General features: G+C 37.0%; 9 protein-coding genes. 4 read left to right on the top strand and 5 right to left on the bottom strand.

Annotated features, from left to right (window positions below):
- Nucleotide 1: 1 nt before the first annotated feature.
- A complete protein-coding gene (locus DPQ89_RS05460; RefSeq protein WP_127715908.1) occupies nucleotides 2-655 on the bottom strand; it encodes a trans-aconitate 2-methyltransferase in 654 nt (217 codons plus the stop codon).
- A 231-nt stretch (nucleotides 656-886) separates the two neighbouring features.
- On the opposite strand from DPQ89_RS05460, the gene DPQ89_RS05455 reads away from it, so the two are divergent.
- Both DPQ89_RS05455 and DPQ89_RS05450 read left to right on the top strand, forming a co-directional pair.
- Complete coding sequence (locus DPQ89_RS05455; protein ID WP_127715907.1) at nucleotides 887-4489, top strand: hypothetical protein; 3603 nt, start codon at nucleotides 887-889, stop codon at nucleotides 4487-4489.
- The gene (locus tag DPQ89_RS05450) at nucleotides 4461-5282 is read left to right on the top strand and encodes a hypothetical protein (protein ID WP_127715906.1); all 822 of its coding nucleotides are present in this window, start codon (nucleotides 4461-4463) and stop codon (nucleotides 5280-5282) included. The genes DPQ89_RS05455 and DPQ89_RS05450 overlap by 29 nt, the downstream gene beginning before the upstream one ends.
- Here DPQ89_RS05450 and DPQ89_RS05445 read toward each other — a convergent pair.
- On the bottom strand, nucleotides 5279-5551 hold the full coding sequence (locus DPQ89_RS05445) for a hypothetical protein (protein ID WP_127715905.1): 273 nt from the start codon (nucleotides 5549-5551) through the stop codon (nucleotides 5279-5281). The genes DPQ89_RS05450 and DPQ89_RS05445 overlap by 4 nt on opposite strands.
- A gap of 312 nt (nucleotides 5552-5863) precedes the next feature.
- Here DPQ89_RS05445 and DPQ89_RS05440 point away from each other — a divergent pair, with 312 nt between their 5' ends.
- Nucleotides 5864-6565, top strand: a complete 702-nt coding sequence (locus DPQ89_RS05440) for a M15 family metallopeptidase (RefSeq protein ID WP_127715904.1) — start codon at nucleotides 5864-5866, stop codon at nucleotides 6563-6565.
- A 2-nt stretch (nucleotides 6566-6567) separates the two neighbouring features.
- On the opposite strand, the gene DPQ89_RS05435 is transcribed toward DPQ89_RS05440, so the two are convergent.
- Complete coding sequence (locus DPQ89_RS05435; RefSeq protein WP_127715903.1) at nucleotides 6568-6975, bottom strand: thioesterase family protein; 408 nt, start codon at nucleotides 6973-6975, stop codon at nucleotides 6568-6570.
- Between the two features lie 216 nt (nucleotides 6976-7191).
- Between DPQ89_RS05435 and DPQ89_RS05430 the strand changes: the two genes are divergently transcribed.
- The gene (locus tag DPQ89_RS05430) at nucleotides 7192-9258 is read left to right on the top strand and encodes a hypothetical protein (RefSeq protein WP_127715902.1); all 2067 of its coding nucleotides are present in this window, start codon (nucleotides 7192-7194) and stop codon (nucleotides 9256-9258) included.
- A 17-nt stretch (nucleotides 9259-9275) separates the two neighbouring features.
- On the opposite strand, the gene DPQ89_RS05425 is transcribed toward DPQ89_RS05430, so the two are convergent.
- Both DPQ89_RS05425 and DPQ89_RS05420 read right to left on the bottom strand, forming a co-directional pair.
- A complete protein-coding gene (locus DPQ89_RS05425; protein WP_127715901.1) occupies nucleotides 9276-10040 on the bottom strand; it encodes a hypothetical protein in 765 nt (254 codons plus the stop codon).
- Nucleotides 10015-10977 (bottom strand): hypothetical protein, encoded by a 963-nt coding sequence (locus tag DPQ89_RS05420; RefSeq protein ID WP_127715900.1) that lies wholly within the window; start codon nucleotides 10975-10977, stop codon nucleotides 10015-10017. The genes DPQ89_RS05425 and DPQ89_RS05420 overlap by 26 nt, the downstream gene beginning before the upstream one ends.
- Between the last annotated feature and the right edge of the window lie 140 nt (nucleotides 10978-11117).

Below are 11117 nucleotides of genomic sequence, written 5' to 3'. Positions count from 1 at the left end.
TTTATTCCTTTAAACAGATCATTCTCAACCGATCTGGATCAGTCGGAAGAGATTCACTTCTATGTGAGTACGGTATAAATTTTATCTTTTCATCAACTCGGAAGTAAACTATTTTTAAGCCACAGGCCTGGACAATTTTCTCTAATTCAAAAGTTGGCAGAATGACTCTATGAACGAGACCATTGTGACTCAGAGTGAATTGGTCTTCATCAAATAAATAACCTTCATCTACAACTAGCCGCTGAGGTTTAACCATACACTCTAGAAGAAAGTGTCCACCACAATTTAAAAGTCCACTCACCACTTCAAAGTACTTTTGCACTTCAGATACTGAACTTAGACAGTGAAGTAAGTGTGAATCAAATAAAATATCAAACTTACCACTACCTTGATAATCGAATATAGAACTACAAGTTATTCTCTCAGAGTGAGACAGCTCGGCCATCTCTATTGCTGCACTAGAGAGCTCAACTCCAATTGATCCTTCATTATAGAAATGAAGATATGGACCACAACCTAGTTCTAAGATTGAAGGTCTTTCATGAGTGTTAAAACTCTTTTTATAGAATTCACAGAACTCTATTAAAGAATCGGAAGGTGTAAAAGTATAACCCTTTGATTTTAGGTTACTAAAAGCCGTATCGTACTTATTCATGCTTCATACTAACAAAGTGTAACCCTATCTTAATTACATGATGCGTCAAAACTAATTTTATCTAGCACCAAGTCATGGCATTATCTTTGCTAAGTAATTAAATAACAAACCCAAAAGATAGTAATGGATAACTTCTAGGGCCAATAAGTAACTAAACTGGTTCAGTTTGAAACCAGTTAATGGAATTATTGTCTGAAGTGACACTAGTTTAATGAAGAGGAGAAAACAAAAATGAAGAAACTAAGGCCATCAATTACAACCAAGAAAATGTGTTCCCTAACCTTAGCGATCTTATTTTCCATCTCCCCCTCAGTTCTAGCGAATAATCCTGAATGGGCAAGAGACTATATAGGTAATTTAAATTTTCAACTTAAAGATGATCCAGATCTAGCACGTAGAATACAAAAACTAGATACAGCACAAAATGAGTTTAATAAAATAAGCGCTAAAGCATCAGTACTTAAAGATAAAGTAAAAAAACTAGATACAGAAAGAGATTCAATCGTTAGCTCTATTGACTCACTTGAAAAACTTATATCTAAAGAAGTCATTCAAAAAAATGGTCTAACGAATCAGAAAAAAGTTGCTACTCAAAAAAAACAAGCTGCAAAGTCTGAACTTGATCTTGCTAAAGCGGCACTAACTCAGGCCACAGCAGCAGCGACAGAGGCCCAAAACGCTGTAACAAATCTTGAAAAGAAACTTGCTGATGCAAAAACAGAATGTACGGCGTCCCCATCAGCTCAGTGCCAGAAAAAAGTTGAGCGCTTGACGCAGAAACTAGCACAAGCAAATAAAGAACTTTCAACGAAGAATGAGTTTAAAAGTACAGCTCAAAAAAATGTAAAGACTAAAACACAAATTCTTGCAAGAGTTGACGCTCAAATTGGAAAACTAACTGAAAGCATTGCAAAGCTTGATAACTCTATCTCTAGTAATGGTGTGAAGCTAGTTACTTTAAAAAATCAAAAGAAAACAAAGATCGAACAACTAAGAGTTGCCAAGCAAGAGCTTGCTCCAGTTGAGAAGCAATTAGAAAGTTCAAGAAATGTTCTCACTCTTGCTAAAGAAGATAAGCAAAAATACAGACAAAGACTTATCGCAAGAGTTTTAGATGTAAACCGAAGAGGCGCCCTTGAAGGAGCAGACGATGGACATTCTGATGGTCGTTTCTTAGCTGATAGACTTGGTTCGTACCATGGCTCTAGAGATGGCGACAGTGATGGGCAAAATGATGGTTTAAGAGAAGGTAGAGAAAGAGAACGCTCTATTGGTTATAGCAATGGTCAAGTAGATGGAGCAGCGCGAGCACTTAGCGAAGGATCTGAAGACGGAACAATAGATGGAACTCGTCAAGGTAATATTGATGCAGCAACAAGAATTGGAAAGGACGATGGAACAAATAGAGCAAATAGCTCAGATGCCGCATCTGTTGGTAGAAACCAAGGGAACCTAGCAGGAATGCAAAGGGCCATCAATACAGGAAATAGCCGTGGTTCACAAATTGGACAAACTCAAGCTATTCAAAAATTTGAGTCTGCTGCTCTAAAGAAAGTTCAATTAAATGGAGATTTTGCAGGAGCATTCGCAAGAGTCATTCCAAACTTCCCTGTCAATCACCAAGGAAGAAATTTTGATCCTAATGGAAAGTTCAATAGAAGAATCGTTAATAGTGCATTCTCTGATGGATACAAGGCAAGATACAGAAGAAGATTAAGAGCTTCTTACGAAACAAATATTACAAATATCTATAACTCAGTTTATGATACAAATTATAATGAGACTTTCGATGATTTCTTCAATAGATCATATCCTGATATGAGAAGAAGCGGTTATGAAGCCGGTGAAAGAGACGCTTATAACAGAGATTATCAAAGACACTTTGACAATGCTTACAATAGAAACCGTACGCAATTCTCGATGAATCCAAATAGAAACTCTAATGAGTTCAAGCAAACTTATGCCAAGGTTGAAGCTGATACTTACAACTCAGTTTATGAGTCTATTAGAAGAGCGAATTACGCAAGTGCTGAAGAGCAAACTTTCAACGCTAATATTGCAGCTCAAACAGAAATATTCAGAAGCAAGAGACACGCTGAAGTATCTAAAATCTACTCTGAAAAACCAGTTCTAAAATTTGAATCATCTTCTATCGAAGACGTAGGTATAAATGGTGTTGCTGCAAGAGATGGGGTTTTCCAACCAAGTGAGAACACTCTTCACTCAATTGTCATCACTAACTACGGAAAAGTAGATGCAACAAATGTAAAAGTTGTAATGGAAAATGGAAAAGAGTTTAAAGTTCCAACAATTCCAGCAGGCTCTACAGCAACAGTTAAAGGTGTTTCAAAGTCTAGTGTAATTGCACAAGACGGATCTGTTGATACGAAGATCATCACTGCCTACTCTCCTCTTAGTGCCGAAGTTGGTATTCAAGGTCGTCACTTTGCGAATCCTTCTCAAGGACAAATCAACGCAGGAGACAAGAAACAAAATAGAGTAAAGTTTCCACTTAAGCTTACTGCTCTATCTACAGCGAAAACTCCAATCATTGGACAGGCAAATAGTCTACAAGTAACAATGGTAAATGAGTCAAAGAGAAACTACACAGGAGAGATCAAAGTAACTTTAGATGTTAATTCTAACTCTAAGATCATCACTAAAGGATTTAATCCAGTAGCATCACTAGGAAAGTCTACGACTCTTAAAGATGCAACTCTTCTTATAAATGATGAATCAGATATCTTCACACCTCTAACTTTTAGAGCGATTATATCTAAAAATGGGGTTACTCTAGGTCACTTAGATTCGGCCTTCACGACTATGGCAAAAGCTCCTTATATTGAAAAAAGAGGAAAGCCAATCGTTGTAGCAAACTCAGAAACTTCAACTAGAGATCTAGTCGACTTATTATCAACGATGGGAGGTCTATCTGGAGCTTCTGTACTAGATGTTTCACTAGAGCAACTTAATCGTTCAGTACTAGGAAATGGTCTTAAGGGACAAACACTTCTACTGCTTGAAAAAGGTGCTTTAAAGCAAATTGACGGAATGCTTAAGAAGTCTGAAAACACATCAGTTGTTTTAATCGATGAGTTAAAAAATGGTACTTCAGGTTTAAGAAAAATCTCTACTTTTAAGGATGCCGAAGAGTTTGATTTCAACGTTGCAGGTTTAGGTAACGGAATTAAGATGATCTTTGCAAATCCAATGAGAGTTGGAGGATTAAAGAGTCCAGTGCCAGTAGCGATTGCATCAATGAATAACTACAAGAACTTCCTTTCTTTTTCTGAACTGATGAAGTTGAGCAATGATCAAATTCTTTCAAGAATTCAAACAGGTGTTAACACTAAGAGCTTCTTCAGTGCTAATCAAGATCAGAAACAACTTATGCAAATGGCAAATATAAGAGCAATTGATGAAGTAATGAGAATTAACAAGCACTACCAAGAAAGTGGTGGAGGTCTTTCAAGAGACAAGGACATTGCCGATCTAGTAAGAGATGATAATTCACTTCTTCACAATAGACTAAGTAAGCTTGTTGACGGAAAAACTAGAGATAATAACGCTTCTCTCTTTCTTTTTGCTCATGACTTCTACTATACTATAAAGAGTGCTCTAAGTGATTATGATCCGATTGAAGACAGACTTCAATTCGCAATTCACAACAGAATGTTTGGTGCACTATTTATCAAAGCCGCTTTAAAAGAAGTAAAGAAAAGTTACAAAGCGCTTAAGAAGTATGACAAGAACCTCTACAAGAAGGTTGAAGACTTAAAAGGACTTCATGCACCATTTGTTTACGTTGAAGATACTAACAATTCAAGAAGATAAGAATATTTATCAAAGAGTAGGACTTCTAGTCCTACTCTTCTTTATTAGTATCAACTCCCAGGCCAAAACTCTCACTGTGGCCATTTTAGATACAGCATTTTGTCCAACCAGTGAAAGGCCATCCCCTACAATACATATTAGAAGAGCAATTGATCTAACTAAGACTCACAATATCGATTGTAGCAAAGTTAGCGCAAAAGAGATTTCAAGCAATAGGCTCTTTCATGGTCAACTCGTTTTGAATAGATTTATTGAAGAACTCTCCAATGAAATAAAAGTAGATATTCAACCATTTCAAATTTTTGATAAAAATGGATTTACTAGGCCCAGCTACTGGGAAGATGCCTTGGTAGATAATAAAAAGTTCGATCTTTTCATTATCGCTGCTGGGGTAAAGGTTAAATCTGTTCATGTTTTAAAAGTACCTACACTTGCTTTTGTGGCAGGAGCTACTTTTGGTCGAGGTATTAATAAAACCACAAAACTTTGGCCCCAAGTGGACTTTAGAAAGAGCAATATTATTACTATTGGAAGTTATCTTCTCCCTGCGGATGGGCTTAAAGAAAGATCTGATCATACCCTAATACACCCTAAGCGCATGAAGTACTTCTTCGCAGCGGGGACTGATAGCGAGGCCTTAAAAGGCAGCAGCAGAGCAGTCGCTACGGCCGCAGCTCGTTCTATAAACACATGCCACGATCAGTTTGGAAAAGTGCAGTCAGTTATAGATTGTCTCGAAAAGAAAAAGAAAATACTAAACTTGGAAGCTAATAAACAAGTTCAGACCTACTAGAATAGTGAAAGTGCTGACTTCATAATCCAACTTGTTTCTGGAATTTGATCTAGAATAAGAAGAACACCAAAGATCATTTGTAAAAAGCTCATTAAAACTAAAAGGGCCACACCAACAAGACTAAAGAGTGATAATTTATGACTACGTTCATGAGACTCAATAAGAGCTCTTTGAGATTTAATTTGTTCTAAATTACTTGTGCCAAATACACTTACTGCGTGCTGAGATGAGATATTCATATCGATGTCCTTTTCCTTTGGGGTTGTCATATTAGCTCCTGTAGTTATTAAACGGCTAATTCAGACTTTGCTCAAGTAAAGTTATGGTTAACTAATTTTCATTTTCTTAAGAAAATCTATTTAGCTTCTATAGTTATGCGGCCAATAAGCTCTGATTTATACAGATAGACAAAGAGCTAAATCATCAGAGAACTTAAACTTAACCTTTAGTTAAAGGTAATCTCAATCTTTCCACCCTTACAAAATATTCCACACAGAATATCTTAAGATTGGTTAAGTTTATTAACTTTCTTCTTAACCTCGTTGAATATTTTTTCCAACTTTTCAGTTAGAATAGTCTTTATGACTGATTTAAAAGAAGTATTGGGTCAAACTCAGACCCACTTAATTCCTATAGAAACGACAACACACCTGGCCCATATTGAGACAGCTAAGGACTTTATGTCCCTAAAGGGTCTATGTGAAAAAGAAGGATACAACCTCACTATTCACAGCTCCTTTAGAAGTTATGAGACCCAGTTATCTATTTGGAATGCTAAGGCCAAGGGGAAACGGGCCCTTCTAGATCAGTATGGAGCTCCTCTAACTTTTAGTTCTTTGAGTGAAGAGGAAGTTCTCTTTGCAATACTTAGATGGAGTGCTCTACCTGGAATGAGTAGACACCACTGGGGAACAGAGTTTGATATTTATGATTCAAATTCATTACCGTGCTCGGAGTACTGTGTGGAGCTAACGCCAGATGAAGTGGCGCCACAGGGAATCTTTGGGCCTCTACATTGTTTTCTAGATCAGCTAATTGATCATGGAAGAAGTTTTAATTTCTACAGGCCTTATAAGGACGACCTTGGAGGTGTCTCCCCCGAGAAGTGGCACCTATCACACTACCCGACAGCGAATAAATTTCTGCAAACTCTTAGCTATGAAGTTTTTGAAAATTACCTATCCACCTTAAACCCTTCGCAGTTCGAACTTCTTGATCTTGTAAGAGCTCATAGTAAAGATATCTATGAGCGCTTTGTGATCAACATCCACCATCCTAAGTAGAACTAACTCTCAAAACCAATGGCCTCATTCCACTCTTTAGTCGGCAATAAGAGCTTTCTCTCTTTAAGGTCAAAGAGTCCAAAGCTTATCAACATAGTCGAAGCAACCTTTCCATCACTTTTAATCATCTGCTGTTCCATCTCCATGGCGTACTTATTTTTCATTCCAAGTACCTTTGACTTTATAGTGATCGTTTCACGATTTCTAAGTTCAGCTTGAAACTTTAAGTTTAAATCTAGAACCACAGGGCCTATTTTATGGGATTGAATTTCTTCTAAACTAAAGCCCCGCGAGGATATAATATCCCACCTCGCCTGCTCGTAGAGCTCCAGGTAAGTAGCATTATTTACATGGCCAAAAGTATCTAGATGCTTTTCAATAATTTGTAGTTGGTATTCAAATTCTTTCATCAATATTTACCTTATTTATAAAATGACTCATTTTGTGGTCACATTTTTATTTATTTAGTTCGTTATTTGTCTTATTTCTTAGTGACATTATTCAAGTTATTTCAGCGCTTTGTCTAGGAAATCACTAGATTGTCCCATTTGTATTCAAGATATTCATAAAAATAACCGACAAGTTTCGTATAATTTAGTTATTAAAACTAAAACTTTAGGTTACTTATGAAAAAAAGAATTTCAAAAAGCTCATCCATTATAATTATGAGCATTCTATTTAGCTACTCTCCCGTCGCTTTGTCAGATAATGCGTTCTTTACCTCAAGTGAAGAGACTGGAGCACTGGCAGATGACCCAGAAACAGAGGGAGTTGTCCTCAAGGGTGATGTTATTGAATCCTGTCAGGAGATTGCTAAAACCGGCTGGGGAGGAAAACTTAGCAAAGAAAGTTTTAATCCCTTCATTAGAAGAGAGCTTAAAAAAGCTCGAAGAAGAATGAATGAATCCCTAAGTGATTTATCTGGATCACAACAAGTATGGGAAGGCTGTTTTAAAAATGGTAGTCCAACAACTCCTTGCAACCCAGAAGCAGGAAAAGCTTCTGTGAGTAAAGATGATTTTGATAAATTTAAAGATCAAACCTATAACTCATATGCGACATATTCATCTAAAGTCACAAAATCTTTAGATAAAGTAAGAAAGTGCTTATCGCTGTACACAGTTATAAAGGGAGCCTCGTCAAAAAGAGAAATGCAAATATCTGAAGATAATAAATCAGCTACAGCAAGCTCATTTGATGGAAAACTACAGTGTTCATCCCAAGGTTATGAGACGCAGGACTTCAAAGGTTGTAAAGACTCAGTCATGTACTATGACGGCGTTTTCTTAGGTAGAAAAGCAGTTGAAGTCGCTCAGCAGTTTGATTACATGGATAGTAGCATGGATGTTCAATCTGATCTTGCAAAGAATGCTCAAACAGATGCCACAGCAGGTCTCAAAGCGCAAAGATCAGACATAAAAAAGAGAGCGGAAATGGCCAGAACTAGAGCTGCAACAGAAACAGCAGCTGTTATAGCTCTATGGACCTCAATGGAGAAGATCCCAAGTATAGATGATTTAACTCAAGAGTGTACTGACAGATCAAAGTCATATTTGGAAATATTCGCTTCAGCACACGAAGTAGCAAAAAAACATCATAGTCAAATTTTGGCGCAAGTAAAAAGAATCAAAGAACTTACGATAAATGTGCCTAAAACTGACGCGCAAGAAGCTCAAATACTTACCGGACAAGGCACCGCACTAGCTTCTCTCGAAGAGAATAAGAACCACTATGTTTCAAGCGAGCCCGATGAAGTCTATAGAAGCGAAGATGCGTGTAACAGCTATGTCTACGATCAAGAAAATGGTGCAACTCACGCTATGATTAACAACTCACACGCAAAAGAAGTTATTCAACAGGCCCTAATAGATGCTGGTGTAAATGTAGCCACAATGTTAGGAACAGCTGAAATTTTAGACAAGCAAGCAGGAAGAGTTTCTGATGCGATTAAATTAGTAGATGGACATAACCCTGAAACTCTAGAGTACGGTGGAGAAGATGTTCTTACTACTGAATGTCAGCTCAATCCAGGTTCTTCTGCTTGTGCAAATATTAATAGAAATGATGCCGTCGATTACTATAATCAAGGTATCAATGTAGATGGAATACAATTTGCGACCTCTGACTCTACTTCGCAAGAGCTAGATGAATTTGGAAACAGAGATGTAGACTCAAGTGGTGATACAACTAGAAATGGTTCTCCAACAGGTATAAGTGCAATTGCAGGCGCAGATAAAGGCTCAGGCCTTGCTGAAGGTCCTGCGGCGGCGGCATCTGTTAAATCAAGTGGTGGAAATGGAATAGGTTCCGGCCTTGGTGGCGGAGGTGGTGGCGGAGGCGGCGGTGGTTCCGCTCCGGCCAATGGTTCAGCTCAAACTGGTGGTCCAGGAGAGAAGAAGGCCTTCGTTGGAAGTGCTAAAAATATGAAGTTCAGTGGCGGTGGTGGTGCACTTAGATTTGGAAGTAGCTCATCAAAGAGAAAGACAAAAGAAAAAGCAAAGAACCCATTTGCAAACCTTTTCAAAAAAGGTGGCAAGAAAAAGGACGGTGTTCTTAACTTTAGAGGTGTTGCCTCTGTTGGTAAGAAGAAGGGATCTATCTTTAAAATGATCTCTAATCGTTACTCTATTGTTAACAAAGAGAAGAGATTACTAACTTATGAGTTAGAAAAAGTTAATGGAGACCTTCCTTAGAAGGTCTCATTCTATTCTTATAGAAATGTTTTCTCTAATAAACTAATTATTTCTTCTCTTGCAATTTTCTGCTTACAAGCTCCCTTAATAATTTCTACGTTAATCTCTTTTTTTAATTGCTCCATAAACTCTAGAAAATGCGCCCTCACCTTGCCCGCAAGCTTCTCCTGCGTCTCTTCATTTAGAAAAGTAACTACGAGGTTTATGATGTCACCTCTATGCTTTTTCCAATTCTTGGAATCTTCTTTTCTATTTTTGATTTCTAAATACGCTTTGGCCTTGAATGGAATAAGAGCAAAGGGGTTTAGAAGGTTAATCCCATCTTTTTCAACAGTATTTTTCTTCATTAAAGCGTAATACTCATCATCTAATAAAATTGCTGACAGTGATTCAACTTCAGTTGGAGTAGTTATTGGGATTATGTGCTGATCTTTATATAATTCAAGGCCATTGTCTGCTGTTGCAAATAGCTCAAGCATAATAGGAAACTCTTCATTCTTGGGCCCTAAAAATCTGTAGAAAATCGCTTGGCCATTATCGCCCTTTTGAACTTTATACTTCCCTTCTTTAATATAATTTATGAGAGTATTTAGAAACCCCTCTGATGGCTTCATCATAAGGACTATATCTAAATCTTTCGTCGGTCTTACTCTAGCTGCACCAGCTTCATCTAGTAAAACATAACTAGCAACCCCACCCACTAAGATGAAGTCATCCGAATAGTTTTTAAATCTTTCTCTAAAATGATCTAGCCCTCTAATCATCATCCCTACGTATTTCAAATCCAATTTTACCAAGAAGCTTTTCAAGCTCAATCTGCACTCGTTCGTCCCGATCGTCTTTATGAATTAGATATATATCTAATGGGTTAATGACACCTTTTTTTAATAAAATAGGCTCTCTATTCCATAATTGAATTCTTACTTTGGCAAAATCTTTGAATACAGAGACTTCTTGGTCGTACTTCTTAATAAATTCTTTCTTACTTATGGCATAAGTTGGAATGTCATCCTCGGCCAACATTGTTAACTTCGATAACGCGGAAATCCCAGAAAGAGGAAGGCCTTTTGGTTTTTTCTCAATTCCAATTTCCTCCTTGGCAGGACTTTCAACTTTGCGTCTCAAAAAATCCCATAGCTCGCCTCTAGAATAAAAACTCACCAATTTAGAAGTATTTTCCTTTTGTTCATAACAAAGGTCGTTGGCCAAAAGCCTATTAATTGCACGCCCCATAGTCATTTCGGTAACATTGAATTCTTTCGCTATATCACGTTTACTCTTACCAGAAATATCACCTTTTAGAATTTCTCTTATTAGGAGATTTTCTGCTAGACCATTTAATTTCTCAGTACTAACTTTCTTTTCTTTGTGCTTTTTTAGTGAAGTACCAATAATAGGCAGATGAACCTGCTTATTTTCAACTATAAAATTCTCACCATTTTGAATCATTCTTTGAACTTTATTAAAATGGAGCTCTTTGAAGTACCAAATAATCTGAAGATCAATGAAACTACTTATGATCTTCATGTGCTTTTTAAGCTCTCTAGGCCCATAGGCCTTATCTTTGAGCGTAACTAATAAATAAGACACCTTATTTATGATAATTTGACTGAACTCATACTTATGCTTAATAAAGACAGGAAGCCCCTTTATGAGAATCTCCTCTTGCTCGACACTAAGATTTGGTAAATATTCATTTAGTATTTTTATAGCTTCCATTCACATATTCTAACACATTTTTCGTGATACTAACATTTTTTTGTTAGTATCACGAAAACCATGTTAAAAGCTTTCTCTTTGTTAATTTATAAGAAAAGGGACTTAGAAAGTGGAAGTGGAAATAGCTGTGCCGAGAAATA

This window comes from Halobacteriovorax sp. HLS (assembly GCF_004006665.1).
Classification (GTDB): Bacteria; Bdellovibrionota; Bacteriovoracia; order Bacteriovoracales; family Bacteriovoracaceae; genus Halobacteriovorax.
This window is presented reverse-complemented; position numbering and strand designations above follow the sequence as displayed.

What these genes read in the sequence shown, in the direction of transcription:
- DPQ89_RS05460 (WP_127715908.1), bottom strand. Translation starts at nt 655, where the DNA reads ATGAATAAGTACGATACGGCTTTTAGTAACCTAAAATCAAAGGGTTAT.
- DPQ89_RS05440 (WP_127715904.1), top strand. Translation starts at nt 5,864, where the DNA reads ATGACTGATTTAAAAGAAGTATTGGGTCAAACTCAGACCCACTTAATT.
- DPQ89_RS05430 (WP_127715902.1), top strand. Translation starts at nt 7,192, where the DNA reads ATGAAAAAAAGAATTTCAAAAAGCTCATCCATTATAATTATGAGCATT.
- DPQ89_RS05435 (WP_127715903.1), bottom strand. Translation starts at nt 6,975, where the DNA reads ATGAAAGAATTTGAATACCAACTACAAATTATTGAAAAGCATCTAGAT.
- DPQ89_RS05455 (WP_127715907.1), top strand. Translation starts at nt 887, where the DNA reads ATGAAGAAACTAAGGCCATCAATTACAACCAAGAAAATGTGTTCCCTA.
- DPQ89_RS05420 (WP_127715900.1), bottom strand. Translation starts at nt 10,977, where the DNA reads ATGGAAGCTATAAAAATACTAAATGAATATTTACCAAATCTTAGTGTC.
- DPQ89_RS05445 (WP_127715905.1), bottom strand. Translation starts at nt 5,551, where the DNA reads ATGACAACCCCAAAGGAAAAGGACATCGATATGAATATCTCATCTCAG.